General features: G+C 62.8%; 8 protein-coding genes and 1 tRNA gene. 3 read left to right on the forward strand and 6 right to left on the reverse strand.

Annotation, left to right across the window (positions count from 1 at the left end):
• The first annotated feature begins 129 nt into the window (after window positions 1–129).
• Window positions 130–4,743: an NAD-glutamate dehydrogenase domain-containing protein gene (locus ASE90_RS05070; RefSeq protein WP_055996719.1), complete on the forward strand. Its 4,614-nt coding sequence runs from the start codon at window positions 130–132 to the stop codon at window positions 4,741–4,743.
• Window positions 4,744–4,898: 155 nt separating this feature from the next.
• Here the strand turns inward: ASE90_RS05070 and ASE90_RS05075 are convergent, their stop codons facing one another.
• Window positions 4,899–5,927 (reverse strand): hypothetical protein, encoded by a 1,029-nt coding sequence (locus ASE90_RS05075; protein ID WP_156361413.1) that lies wholly within the window; start codon window positions 5,925–5,927, stop codon window positions 4,899–4,901.
• A gap of 252 nt (window positions 5,928–6,179) precedes the next feature.
• Between ASE90_RS05075 and ASE90_RS05080 the strand changes: the two genes are divergently transcribed.
• Window positions 6,180–6,255 (forward strand) — tRNA-Thr (locus ASE90_RS05080).
• 128 nt (window positions 6,256–6,383) lie between these two features.
• Here the strand turns inward: ASE90_RS05080 and ASE90_RS05085 are convergent.
• Window positions 6,384–7,643: a cation:proton antiporter gene (locus tag ASE90_RS05085; protein WP_414888871.1), complete on the reverse strand. Its 1,260-nt coding sequence runs from the start codon at window positions 7,641–7,643 to the stop codon at window positions 6,384–6,386.
• A 176-nt stretch (window positions 7,644–7,819) separates the two neighbouring features.
• On the opposite strand from ASE90_RS05085, the gene ASE90_RS05090 reads away from it, so the two are divergent.
• Entirely contained in the window at window positions 7,820–9,202 is a 1,383-nt protein-coding gene (locus ASE90_RS05090; RefSeq protein WP_082449446.1) for a methyl-accepting chemotaxis protein, read from the forward strand.
• A 34-nt stretch (window positions 9,203–9,236) separates the two neighbouring features.
• Here the strand turns inward: ASE90_RS05090 and ASE90_RS05095 are convergent, their stop codons facing one another.
• From ASE90_RS05095 to ASE90_RS05100, 4 genes are all read right to left on the reverse strand, one after another.
• Window positions 9,237–9,491: a helix-turn-helix domain-containing protein gene (locus tag ASE90_RS05095; RefSeq protein ID WP_156361414.1), complete on the reverse strand. Its 255-nt coding sequence runs from the start codon at window positions 9,489–9,491 to the stop codon at window positions 9,237–9,239.
• Window positions 9,492–10,356: 865 nt separating this feature from the next.
• Entirely contained in the window at window positions 10,357–12,630 is a 2,274-nt protein-coding gene (locus tag ASE90_RS18920; RefSeq protein ID WP_156361415.1) for a S8 family peptidase, read from the reverse strand.
• Between the two features lie 8 nt (window positions 12,631–12,638).
• Window positions 12,639–13,742, reverse strand: a complete 1,104-nt coding sequence (locus ASE90_RS18925) for an AAA family ATPase (protein WP_156361416.1) — start codon at window positions 13,740–13,742, stop codon at window positions 12,639–12,641.
• Window positions 13,743–13,861: 119 nt separating this feature from the next.
• Complete coding sequence (locus tag ASE90_RS05100; RefSeq protein WP_235531654.1) at window positions 13,862–14,266, reverse strand: hypothetical protein; 405 nt, start codon at window positions 14,264–14,266, stop codon at window positions 13,862–13,864.
• Window positions 14,267–14,339: the final 73 nt, after the last annotated feature.

The following is a 14,339-nucleotide window of genomic DNA, read 5'->3' on the forward strand; positions in this document are numbered from 1 at the left end:
ATTGCCGGGTTAACGCAGGCACGCAAAAATGCCGAGACTGACCAAGTAATATAATTGCCGCATCGCGACATTTTGTTCGCAACTGCCACAAGGGTTGAGCCGGTCGGCAAGGCGTCGCATATCCCGGCCATGACACCAAAAGCCAAGCTCGCCCGCCCTTTGGAAACGCTGCTGGTCGACAGTGCGCTCCCCGGCGAAATCGAAGGTCTGGACACCGCCGCCCGCGCCGATGCCGCGCAGTTCGTGGCAGCGGCCGCGGCCCACCGGTCGCCCGGCACGGTCAGCGTCGCGCTGGAGACGCTGAGCCGGGGCGAGGCGCGGCGGATGCGGCTGGCGGTCATCAACGACGACATGCCCTTCCTGGTCGATTCGATCGCCAGCACCATCGTCGCGTACGACATCGCCATCGACCGGATCCTGCACCCGGTCGCGCCGGTCACCCGCGACGCGGCGGGCACGCTGACCGATCTGGCGGGCGAGGGTCGCCGCGAATCGATGATCTATATCGAGATGGAGCGCGCCGATGCCCGCGTGCGTCACGCGCTGGTCGCCGAGATCGAACGCAATCTCGACCATGTCCGCGCCGCCGTCGCCGACTGGCGGGCGATGCAGGCGGCGATGCAGGCCGATGCCGCACGGCTGACCGCCCAGGCCGACACGGCCGAGGATGCGGCGCTGCTGAACTGGTTCGTCGCCGGCAACCTGACGCAGCTGGCGCATGAACGCTGGTCGCGCGACGGTGTGGTCGGCGAACGGCTGGGCCTGTCGCGCGCGCGGCTCGACGTGCCGCTCCTCGCCGACGCATCGCGCCAGCGCGCGATCGAGTGGTTCGACGCCGGCAACCGCCAGCCGCTGCTGCTCAAATCCAACTGCATCTCGACCGTCCATCGCCGCGCGCCGATTGATCTGGTGCTGGTCCCGGTGGTCGACGGCGACACCGTGACCGGCCTTTCGATCCATGGCGGGCTGTGGACCAGCGCCGCGTTGCAGGCCGATCCGGCCGACGTGCCTGTGCTGCGCCGCAATCTGGCGGCGCTGCGCACCAAATTCGGCTTCGACCCGTCGGGCCATGCGGGCAAGGCGCTGAGCCACGCGCTCTCCACGCTGCCGCACGACCTGACCACCGCGTTCAGCCCCGACGCGCTCGAACAACTGGCGCTGACCGCCATGTCGGTCGCCGACCGGCCCCGCTCGCGCCTCGTGCTGATCCGCTCGGCGCTCGGCCGGCATCTGTTCGCCTTCGTCTGGCTCGGCCGCGACGACGTGACGACGCAGCGGCGGCTCGCGATCGGCGACATGCTGGCACAGGCGGCCAATGCGTCGATCCTCAACTGGTCGATCGCGATGGAGGATGGCGAGGCGGCACTGATCCGCTACGTCCTCGACCTGCGACAGGATGGACGGATGCCCGAGGCGGGCGACCTCGACCGCCGGATCGAACGCATGGTGCGCGGCTGGCGGCCGGCGGTCGAAGGGGCGCTGACCGAACTGGCCCCCGAAGGGGCGACGCGCATGGCGCTGCGCTTCGCCAACGCCTTTCCCGCCAACTACCGCAATTCGAACCTGCCCGACGAGGCGGCCCGCGACATCGTCCGCGTCGCCGGCCTGACCGATGCGACGTCGCGGTCGGTGCGCATCCTCACCGCCCCCGGCGAACGGATGCGGATCAAGGTCTATCGCCGCGGCGGCGCGCTGCCGCTGTCGGATGCGGTGCCGGTGTTCGAGAATTTCGGCTTCCGCGTGATCGAGGAACTGCCGACCCGGCTCGAGGATGACGAAAAGACCTTCATCCATGATTTCGAGGTGGAGCTGGCGTCGGGCGTCGCGCCGAAATTCGATGTACCGGTGGTCGAACGCGCGATCGAGGCGGTGCTGGAAAACCGCGCCGAAAACGACGCGTTCAACCGCCTGACCGTCGAGGCGGGGATCGCCCCGACCGCCGTCGTGCTGCTGCGCGCATGGTTCCGGTATCTGCGCCAGACGGGCCTCAGCTACAGCCTCGCCACCGCCGTCGATGCGCTGCGCCGCGCGCCGGGCGTTGCCACTGCCTTGATCGAGCGGTTCAACGCCGCGCACGACCCGTCGCGGGCCGACCGCGAAGCCGGCGTCACCATCGCCGATACCGCGATCGAAACCGGCCTCGATGCGGTGTCGGCGATCGACGACGACCGCATCCTGCGCAGCTATCGCGGCGTGGTCGCCGCCACGCTGCGCACCAACGCCTTCGCCCCGGCGTCGCAAGAGGCGCTGGCGTTCAAGCTCGACAGCGCGAAGGTGCCGGGCCTGCCCAAGCCGCTGCCGTGGCGCGAGGTGTTCGTGTACAGCCCCCGCGTGGAGGGCATCCACCTGCGCGCCGGACCGGTCGCGCGCGGCGGGCTGCGCTGGTCCGACCGGCGCGACGATTTCCGCACCGAAATCCTGGGTCTGATGAAGGCGCAGCGCGTCAAGAACGCGGTGATCGTGCCGACCGGTGCCAAGGGCGGCTTCTACCCCAAGCAACTGCCCGCACCTTCGAACCGCGATGCATGGATCGCCGAGGGGACCGAAAGCTACCGCATCTTCATCCGCTCGCTGCTGTCGATCACCGACAATATCGTCGATGGGAAGGTCGTCCATCCGCAGGGCGTGACCATCCATGACGGCGAGGACCCCTATTTCGTCGTCGCGGCGGACAAGGGCACGGCGACGTTCAGCGACGTCGCCAACGCGCTGGCGCTCGAACGCAATTTCTGGCTGGGCGATGCCTTCGCCAGCGGCGGCAGCGTCGGCTACGATCACAAGGCGATGGGCATCACCGCCAAGGGCGCGTGGATTTCGGTGCAGCGCCATTTCCTCGAACTGGGCGTCGACGTGCAGACGCAGTCGATCGACGTGGTCGGCTGCGGCGACATGTCGGGCGACGTGTTCGGCAACGGCATGTTGCTGTCGAAGGCGATCCGGCTGAAGGCGGCGTTCGACCATCGCCACATCTTCCTCGACCCCGAACCCGATGCGGCAGCCAGCTGGACCGAACGCGACCGGTTGTTCGCCTTGCCGCGGTCGAGCTGGGCCGATTACGATCCGTCGCTGATTTCCGCGGGCGGCGGCGTGTTCCCGCGTACCGCCAAGACGATCCCGCTGACCGATGCGGTCCGCGCGATGCTGGGCGTCACCGACCGCGAAATGGAACCGAGCGCGCTGATCTCTGCCATTCTGAAGGCACCGGTCGACCTGATCTGGTTCGGCGGCATCGGCACCTATGTGAAGGATCGCGCCGAAAGCCATCTCGATGTCGGCGATCCCGCCAACGACCGGATTCGCGTCGATGCGCAGACCCTGCGTGCCAAGGCGATCGGCGAAGGCGCGAACCTCGGCGTGACGCAGGCGGCGCGCATCGCGTTCAGCGCCAATGGCGGGCGGATCAACACCGACTTCATCGACAATTCGGCCGGCGTCGATTGTTCGGACAATGAAGTGAACATCAAGATCGCGCTGAACCGCGAGGTGATCGAAGGACGCCTGACGCAGGACGATCGCAACGCGTTGCTGGTGCGGATGACCGACGACGTCGCGCATCTGGTGCTGGAGGATAACCGGCTCCAGACGCTGGCGCTGTCGGTGATGGAGAATGACGGGCCGGTCGCGGTGCCGAGCTATGTCCGCGTGATCGAAATGCTCGAAGCCGCCGGCAAGCTCGACCGCGTGGTCGAGGGGTTGAGCGGCAATGACGACTATGTCCGCCGCGCACAGGACGGACGCGGGCTGACCCGCCCCGAACTGGCGGTGCTGCTGGCCAGCGTGAAGCTGGCGTTGCAGGAGGCGATCGAACACTCCGCCGTCGCGACCGATGCCGATATGGCCGGCGACCTGCTCGCCGCCTTCCCGCGCGAGATGCAGGAACGCCACAAACAGGCGATTCTCGATCACCGGCTGCGCGGGGAAATCGTCGCGACCAAGCTCGCCAACCGGATCGTCAACCGGCTGGGCGTGCTGCACGTCTTCGAACTGGCGGAGGAAGAGGGCGAAGCACTGGCCGACATCGCCGCGATGTTCGTCGCCGCCGAACGCCTGTTCGACACGAACAAGCTGTACGACCGGATCGAGGCTGCCGACATTTCGGAGCGTGCCCGCATCGCGTTGCTCGACGAAGTCGCGGTGGGTGTCCGCTCGCAGATCGCCGACCTGCTGCGCGCCTTCCCGGCGGGCACTCCCCCGGCGCGGGCCGTGGCGCACCTGCAAAAGGGCGTGGCGAGCCTTGCCGGGCAGACCAGCTCGCTGCTGCGTGCCGAGGCGGCGCAACAGCGCGACCGGATCGCCGGCATCCTGCAGGATGCGGGGGCACCGCAGGAGCTGGCCGGACAGGTGGTACGCCTGTTCGAACTCGACGGCGCGGTCGGCCTCGCCGATCTCGGCCAGCGGTTGAAGCTCGACGAAACGCGGCTGACGCTGGCCTTTACCCATCTCGGCTTCGCGCTCGGGCTGGACTGGGCACAGGCCGTGGCCGCACGCATCCAGACCGGCGATCCGTGGGAGCGGCTGCTGATCGCCGGCCTCGCCCGCGATTTTCAGCAGCTGCGCTTCGAATTCCTCAACCGCAATGCCGGCAAGGACCCGCAGGCGGCGGTCGAGAAATGGCTGGAGGCAAACCGCGACCGCGTCGCCCAGTTCGCCGCGCTGGTCCACCGCGCGCGGCAGGCCCCGGTGGCCAGTGCCGCGATGCTGGCCCAGATCGCCGGACAGGCCCGGGTCCTGCTGGCGCGGTAGGATGATGAGGATGATGCGGCCGGTGGTCGATGGCGACCACCGGCCGTCCGGCGGTGATCGGGCCAGTGGCGGTCCCATGGCGGTCGCGCCGGCATCACCGGCAACGACGTCGGATCAGCCGACGCTCCGCCTGCGACCGCCGACCGAAACCGCCCTCAATATCCCAGATCGCGCACGGCGGCGTCGACGAACGCCGCATCCGCCGCGACCCGGCCGATGATCTCGACCGACCCGGCATCGACCGCGCGGGCCAGCAGCAGGACATAGGGTTCGTCGCCGGGTGCGACGGGGACGATCACGTTCGGTGCGGCGGCGGGGCGGGCGCCGGTCCGCTCGATCCATTCGGCGAACTCGCCTTCGCCCACCCCGGCGCGGTGCGCGCGGGCGAGCAGGCGGGCATTGCCCTCGTGCGGCGTACCGAACAACAGCCGGACCAGCGCCTCGACCGGCGCACGCGGATCGACCGTCAGGCCGGCCCCGGCGAGCATCGCGGCATAGCCGCCCGCGTCGCGTTCGCTGGCGATCAGGAAGTCATACGCCTCGGCCAGCGCTTCGGGCGATGCCGGGCCGGCCTCGATCGTGCGCCGCGTCGCGACCAGTTGCTCGGACAGCGTCGGCGCGGCGGGGGCGGCCGGCAGGGTCTCGATCGGGGCGCTCGGGCCGTCCGCCCATGCGGCGGCGGTGGCGATGACGGGGGTGCGGCGCGGGGTGGTGGTGCGGCGCGCTTCGCTCAGCTCGGCGGCCAGCTGCGACTGGACGCTCGCATCGACCACTTCCTTCCAGTTGATGACTCCGTACAGATAGTCGATCGCCTCCCCGTCCGACGAGAACGGCATCAGGATCCCGCGGTACAGCATCGGAAAGCCGCGATGGCCGACGAACTCGGCCTCGAACCCGATCGGCGCGCGGTTGGCGATGATCTGCAGATAATGGTCGGTCAGCCGCGACAGCAGCGACCGCGACGGCACCTGCGACATGCGGACGATCGACGAATCGGTTCCGCTCTCCTCGCGCAGGGCATGGCCCAGGAACCGGATCTCGGCATCGTCGCGCCCTGCGGTGAAGTCGAGCAGGACGCTGTTCGGCCCGAAATCGGCGATACCGGCGGGGTCCAGCGACTCGATCAGCGGGCACGGCCGCCCGTGCAGCAGCGACACCCAGTAATTGTACGCGCGGACATGCATGCGGCGTTCGTCGGTCCCGACGGAGACCACTTCGCTACCAACACCCTCCCGGTCCCCATCCCCCCGCTCCGAACCCCCACCCACAATGTCCATATTCTGGTCCCCATGGGCCTTCTGCCCGATCGCTCGCCTTTTGTACCACGCGTGGTAAACGTCCGGTAAAGCGCGACGCGACACTTTCCTATGCAAATCCGCTTGCCACCCCCGCCCCCCGCTGCTAATCGCCCGCGTCCAGACGGCACACCGTCCCGGGCCGCTTTAGCTCAGTTGGTAGAGCATCGCATTCGTAATGCGGGGGTCACAGGTTCGAGTCCTGTAAGCGGCACCACCTACATTCCAAAATCGATAGTGATTACAGCTGCTTGCGCATGTCCGCGTGCGTAGGGTTCAACCGTTCGTTCCCTCATTTTAGGTCGAATTGAGGCGAACGATAGCGAACAACAGCGACCAATCGAATCATCTCGCGGGCCCCTGCAAACCGGGTGGCGCTACTCCTTTTGCATCAGGATCAACCCCGCGACGTTCGTCTAGCGACCGCATGATTGGCGTAACAGTCAGACCGTGAAGCAGGATCGAGAACAGTACGATCAGCCCGACGATGGCCCACAGATGGGCGGCATCACCGACGGGCATATGGTTGATCCCATACGCCAGGTAGTAGATTGACCCGACGCCCCGGATACCAAAGAACGATAGGGTAAGCTTTTCGCCTTGGTCGCCGGACCAACCCAGAAGGCCGATCCAGCCGGTAAGCGGCCGTACGATCAGCAGGATCACCAGCGCCACCGCGCCATCCATCCAGCTAATCGGCGTCAGCAGTCCGCTTACCAGCGCGCCACCGAACAGGATAAGCAGCACCATCATCGCGAGTCGCTCGATCTGCTCGGTGATGGCGTGCATCTCGTCCTGAAACTCGTGGTCGCGATGCGAGCTGCGAAACGTGAGTGCCGTGACGAACACTGCGAGGAAGCCGTAGACGTGGAAAATCTCGGTGACGCCGTAGGAAACGAACGTGGCCGCGAGCGCAATCAAGCCGTCTCCGGTTCGGGCAAGTTTCGTTTCAGCAGGGATGTGGAAGGTCAGCCACCCAAAGGCCCGGCCGACGAGCCAGCCACCTATGATCCCGCCGCCAATCTCCCACAGAACGCGATAGGTCAGCCATTCTGTCAGCCATGGCTTCCCTGCCGGTAAGGCTATCGCGAGGAGGATGGCGAGGTGGACGAACGGGAATGCCGCGCCGTCGTTGAGCCCGGCTTCCGATGTCAGTCCGAAGCGTACCTCATCTTCATCACCCGTCTTGGGCGGCCCGACCTGGACGTCGGAGGCTAGAACCGGATCGGTCGGGGCCAGACTAGCGGCCAGCAGCAGCGCAACAGCGAGTGGTAGGCCCAACGCCGCCATACCAAGCCCAGTGATCGCCAGAATGCCAAGCGGCATCGTGATTGCCAATAGCCGCCACGTGATCGACCAACGATGCCAGCCGAATGGACGATCAATCTTGAGGCCTGCCCCCATCAACGCGATGATGACGACGAACTCGGCAAACCGCTCGGTTATCTCTGGGTACAGATACGGCAGCGGGCGCAGCTTCACCTGCGGAAGCAGAAAGACCGCGGCTCCGATACCGATGCACACGATCGGCAGGGACAGCGGCAACCGTTTCAGTGCCAACGGCAACCATGCGACCAGCGCGATCAGCAACCCCGCCCCGGTCATGATCAAGATGTAGGGATCAGGTGAAAGGCTCTCCGTCATGCATCGCTAACGGCTGACGAACGAGGTTGGCCGCAGAATGCATTCTAAGCCCGGCAGAACAACCGCTAATCGGATATTTCATCGGGTAGCCCTTCGTTAAGCATGATTCCTTATGGCTGTATGCGAAAGGAGATGCCGTGGAACTCGATCGCACGATCGCCGAGGCCGCCCGTCGATCGGGCGAGCTTGGCATCAGGACGCTGGACTTGCAGGCCGACATTTCGGAGCTGGCTACCCGCGTCACCGCGCAAGCCGGCACGATCGATGATCTCGGAGCACAAACGAACGTCCTCGTCGTGGACGCGAATAATGTGTCAGTCGTCGCGCAGGAGTCGCTGAGCGCAACGACCGGGGCAAATAGCCTGTTGGCAAACTCGCAGCTTCAGATCGACACGGCGATGGGTGATGTGCTCGATCTGATCGGGCAAGTCAGCCTGATCCACGAAAGTCTCGGTGCTTTTACGGCAGCGCTGGAGGACGTCGGCAAGGTGAGCGCCACGATCGACGACATTGCCGGACAGACAAATCTCCTTGCACTCAACGCCACCATCGAAGCGGCCCGGGCGGGCGATGCCGGACGGGGCTTCGCCGTGGTGGCGAGCGAAGTGAAGAAGCTGGCGCGAGAAACAGCGACGGCAACCTCGCGAATTAGTGCATCAATCGACGCCCTAACCTCCCAAGCAGCAGCCATGCTGGCACGCGTTGATCTGGGCGTTGCGAAAGCTCGCTCAACCCACGATGGAACGCAGGACGTTAAGGCCCGCGTAGCGCAAATCCGCCTCCTCATGGACGGCCTGCAACACAACAGTGTAACCGTGAGCGATAAGGTCACTTCGATGGCCTCCGCCGTCGACGAGGTTCGGCTCGGGCTCAACCGCCTTGCCGAAACGTCGAGCGACAACGCTTCGGGCCTTCAGCGCCTCTCCCATCGCCTTACCGCTGTAAGCGACGATACGAACGACCTGCTCCAGATGCTCGCCGAAAGCGGAGCAGACATGCCGGACCGGCCTTACATCCGCTTTGCCACCGAGGCAGCGCTGGCGGTATCCAAAGGCTTGCGCGAGGCGGTCGAGGATGGACGTCTGGCCCAGCATTCAATCCTAAGTGATACCTACAGCCCGGTTGAAGGCTCGGATCCACCGCTCTTCACCCATCCGGCAATGGCGCTGATCACGACGCTGGCCCGCCCGCACCAGGAAGCCGCGAGGAAGTTTCCCGGATTCTTCGGCATGAGCTTTACCGATCGCCGGTGTTTCGGCGCGGTAGCGATGCCAGAGCGCTCCCTCCCCCAACGGCGCGGTCAAAGAGCATGGAACGAGGAGCACTCACGTGCCGGCCTGTTCTTCCATTTTCCAGACACCGCCCAGCAAGTGAAGATCACCAAGCAGTTCTGCCTGAAGGCCTATCGTCGCCCTTTGGCAGACGGCGGGGTCGTTCTGCTCAAGCAGGTCATTGCGTCGATCAACGTCAACGGCGCGCACTGGGGCGTCCTCCAGCTGGCTTACGAGGATCAGGGATAACCTCACTCCGATCCAGCCGGAGGACGCCACCCGCTCAAAGGTTCATTATAAACTGCTCTGGCTTCACGTATCGCGGCGGCGGCTCGTACCCTTCGGATGCGAGGCGTTGTAGGGAAGCGACTTGCACAAGACGACGTCGGCCGAGCTTGATCGTTTGGATCTCGCCGGCCGCCACCAGTTCGTAAAAGCGCGTCCGCCCTATGCCGAGCATAGCTAGAGCGTCGTTCACCGAGATGGTGAGAGGAGTGATAGAACGCCCGCCTTTGGCTGGCGCAGATGTCTTATTCATCAGGTATCGCCTAAGCAGCGACGATCCTGAGCTATCGGCTTTTGGAGAGCGAGATGGTGTCCTGCGCTGTGCTCCGATGCAAGAGACAATCGGTGTGAGTTGAGCCGGTATCGTCACAACCGCGGCCGATCGCCGCTGAGGGGTTTGGGGCGGAAGCAGATGAATGCTTCATTGGCCCCTCCCCGGGCAAAATCGCTCCGGCAAGGTTGGGCGCATTCGACATACACACCCTACGCAACCTTACGGTCAGAAACCTTCAACGTTATTAGTGATTTAGCATCAAACATTTGCGGGTCACAATGTGTTACGCTTTGTCCCACGTTGTGCCACATCGTTTGGGATCAATGGCTTAGCTGTGGGACAATGTGCCACGGGCCAAACTCTGCGCCGTTCGAGCGTATGACGCGCGATCCCATTCGATCCCATTAAAACGCAGCAGAAACAGCGCCTTACAATTTGGGATCGAATGGGATCAAAAGTTAGTCGATTGGGATCGGGTCTTTGCTCGAGAAAACCGACAGTTTCGCGCCGTTATTTGCACGCGCAGCTTGCGTAGGGTGTGCATTCGTTCCGATCGTTTGAGACTGATGCCGGCTATCTAATTCAGTGATCGGCACGAATTGATTCAGCTCCCGGCTGGGCTTTGACCGCCGAAGGGCGGAAGGTCGCTCGCGCATTGATCGCGGTTGGCGAGCGGCAATCGACTGACGCGTCGACCGTGTACCGTCGACACCCTCTTCATATCCTCGCGCGGTTCAGCCGCGTTGCATCTATACCGACCCCCTTCTGACCATTTTGCGCCAGCCGTGCTTACGAGCTCGGTAAAAGGGGGCCGAACGTCCGCGACGCTTAAGCGCCGGGGACTTCAACCGCGAGATCTGATTGGGATTGGCACGTTCGCGCGAGGCCGAAGTGGCTGTAGGCGGTTGCCCGAGCCCGCGACAACACGATCATACAAATCGACTGTGCCACGGTTCCGGACCGTCACTACTAGCGCCACCTTCATGTTTGCCGGGCGCCGTCCATCATGGCCATGTTCTCTATAAATAACGCCTACATCGAACGCTGGTTGATGAAGAGATGTTGCTCGTTTACTCTTGCTGCGAGACAGCGTTGTTTCCCATTTTTGCGCATCGCTCCGCCGCATATGCTCCGTTGTATAAACGTCCTTTGCGCTAAAGAATGAATCAGACTTGGGGACAGTAGGCGTTATCAACCTTCCGTCTTTCATGTAAGGGGGCGGAATTCGCAAAGTATCGGGACGGAACTGAACATCTAATCCGGCGCGGGTGTAATTCAATGCGTCCTCTGGATCGACATCGCAGTAGAAGCAGAACGTTGCCTTGATCTCTACCATGCCAGGAAGACCAGCTGGGATCGGTAGGAAAAACCGAACGGCGCCCGTTTCGGGCATCTGGCGCTGATAAACAATATGCGCTTCACCATCGCCGCATAGCACGAGATCGCCGAGTTCATGCGGCACCAATCCCCACCCGACCTCCGACCGATTCTGCGTACCAGGATCCGCAGCATGGACCAGGAGCGCCTTTACTGTTGGCGCCCATAGCGGGGTACTGAATTGAGCTCGAACGCCGGCGCCCCCCCGAAGAGCAAGCGGCGAAGCGAAACTCGTGCCCATAGTGCCGCAGGCGCTTGCAGGACTGCCGCTGGTCAGCGCTAAGAAAGGCGCACCAGGTGACCCGCCGAACGCTACGAAGTCGGGCTTGATGTATCCTGGACTACGCCCGGGGCCACAAGCGCTATAAGGCGCACGCCGCCAATCGGTACCAATCTTGTCGCTCGCTCCAACGGCCAACATGTTAACGCCGTCAGATGGTGGTTGAACCCGGTGTAAACGTGCTACGCTATCGCGCTCCCCGTTGTTACCGCAGGCTACTGTGGCGACCGTTTCGCCGCTTGATAGTAAAGCGTCGAGCGTGGACGTCCATACGTTCACATCGTCGTCTTCGATTGCGCAGTCAGGGCCAACGCTAATATTGACCAAATCGTACGTTCGAGAAGTTAGGACGCCTTCGATACGGTCAAGAAGAGAAAACAATTCAAAGTCATCGGAGTTATGATCATCTCCGATGATCCGCCAATGATCTACGTTCGAGAACGGTGGCGTATGGGGCGTTCCCGGCTGCAATGGTCCAAACAAAAACGCTGACGTGACTTGTAGGCCATGGTTCTGCGCTGCGGCAAAGGCATTCCCTACGCCCGGAGCATCGTAGGTCGTAACCCAGCGTTCCAAACCGTGGCCGGCGGGGAGGCCGCCATCAAATATCGCAACGGACAGATCCGGCGCCAAAGCCGCTTCTGCCCCGATTGTTACTGGGAATGCCGGCCCTGACATCCGCAGCGCAGGTTCGAAAGGGTTTATGCGAGCCACTTCCCGAAGCGCACGAAGAAAAGAGAACTGAAGCACTTCAGGTAGTTTTTCGACAGGCGCCCGCAACGGAACGAAGCACAATCCCCCCGCTTGCCGGGCGCGGCGGAGATCAATATCTAGACCAATCGACCTTACGTACTCGCGAAAGCCTGCGACGATCATGCCGTTGCTATCATCGAGTGGCGCGTGAAGGACAACTTCGAGCGGAACCTCGTCTCCAGGAGTAAAGGCGCTACGTAGGGGTTTTAAGCGGCTATCCCCTGGAATTCCAACATTCTCGATCTGGCGGAATTCGTCTTGTACGTCCTCGCGGCGCGGGGCCCAATTCGCAATCTCCGAAGCAAAGTGGGTTAGTTGCTTTGCATCTCCACCGACATACAAAACAGGGGCGGGTTGGGCTGCACCTTGTTCTACTGCTCTAGAGGAAACGACTTTGTCGGGTATGATATGGGTTGCTCTGCTGCCAAGATGACGCAGCGAAAGTTCGCGCATCAAGTGGTTTGGATAATAGCTTTTTGCTAGGTAGCTGGGATGTAGCGTAACTTCCAAGACCGCTTCGCCACCGGGTTGTGCCAAAGCGGGTTGTAAATTAATTGCATCGGCAGCCGCCTTCCATTGAGGAGTTAGTCGGCGTCGCGCTTCGAAAAATTCATAGGGATGCGCTTTGTCGCCCATACCGCGAGGCGGCCGCGCGATCTCTTGTGAGAGCTTTTCGCCTTGGCCTATCAGGTATTGAGGGTTAGCCACGCATCCTCCTATTTATTTCCGCTTGCACGCGAACGTCGCAGCGTATCCCGAGAGATACCAATTTCGCTACTAATCTGCCGGTCAGAAAAGCCCAATTTGGACAGAATTTCCGCAGCACGCCTGCGATTTTCTGTAGAGGCTTCACGTAGTGACGATGCAACGCCGTCGACCATAGCCCGGCTTAGTTCGACACCTTGGATAGCAGCACGACGACGCATCGCCCGAACTTGACGAGCCATGTCGCTCGGCGTTTTGTCCTTCCAGACATCCACAAGTACAGGAAGCCACGGTTCGACGTCGTCGTGATGGTCGAATAAATCCTTAATCATCCGGATCCGAACATCGACACTAGGCAAATCGAAATTTAGCACGTCATCAAAACGACGCCATATGGCGGGATCAAGCAGTTCGCCGTGATTAGTCGCTGCAATCAAGAGGCTAGAAGCCGGCCAATCGTCGATCTCTTGCAAAAGTACATTAACTAGCCTCTTGAGTTCGCCTATATCTCCGTCGTCGTCACGGCGTTTTGCAATCGCATCAAATTCATCAAGCAGTAAGACCGAACTCACGCTTTTGGCGTATTCAAGCGCTGATCTGATGTTCGATCCTGTTTTGCCGAGGTAGCTGCTCATCACGGTGGCTAAATCTAATGTGATGAGGGGAAGGCCAAGCCTTGCGGCGAGCCACCTCGCGGACATTGTTTTTCCAACGCCGGGCGGCCCCACAAATAACAGTGACCGCGTTGGGGGCAGCCCTTGCGCTTCGAGTGCCGTAATCTGCCCGTGTTCAGCGACAACCTGGTCAATTCGATCAAGCAGATCGGGTCCGAGTGCGGGGTCATCGCCGACAACTACCGGATATTCGTGCCGTACCAACGCGAGACGCGAGTCCGCATCTATCGGAACCATGCCGGCCCCCGCTTCCCGGAGCGGCGCTGCCGCGCTGGGCAAGGAGGACAGCAGTGCTGCTAGGCGGGTGGCAATCTCTGGCGAACGACGACGTAGCTTAGCTATCGATTGCCTGATCTGCGCCTGCACATCTTGGGGCCGTCCCGTAAGCGCCAAACGCGACACCTGGACTAGCTCGTCCGATAAGGTGTCTTTCAAGTCCACCACAATAACTCCTTACTTCTTTGGATGCAGGGCTTAGCATGGACTAGCTGGCGTTGCATAGAACAAAGCTAGTCCACTCGTCGCATTGGCAGGATCCGTTGGCAGTGCGTCAGTGTCAGTTAGGAGACAAACATCGCCTCGACGATCGCTTGCATCAACACCCCGCGTGGCACAGGCACACTGACCGACGTATAGCCAGCGTTGCGAGCGCGACGCTGACCGTACAGCCCGATCCACTGTCGGCCATGCTGACGCCAGGCGCGCTGTAACGCCGGTACGGGCAATAGAACGCACGTCGCGGCTGGCGCGTGGGCATAGGCGATGAAGTCCGCCGCCAACGGCTTCTGCACCCACCCTGGTGACCGCGCCGCCTCGTCCGACCAACGTTCGAGCAGGACGTCGGGCCAGTCCTCGGTCCTGATCTTTTCGTCGACCGTGTAGGTCCGCCCGCAAGCCAGCGTCAGCAACCGGTCGATCCCGCCGCGCTGCGCCCAGCCGTCATTGCGGACAGCGACGGCCGACATGAGCGACGGAAACGCACGCCGGTAGATGGGCAACCACCAGCCGTCGCCGAACCGCTCGGAAAGAGCCAGGCTT

It is taken from the genome of Sphingomonas sp. Leaf67, from assembly GCF_001421965.1.
GTDB lineage: Bacteria > Pseudomonadota > Alphaproteobacteria > Sphingomonadales > Sphingomonadaceae > Sphingomonas.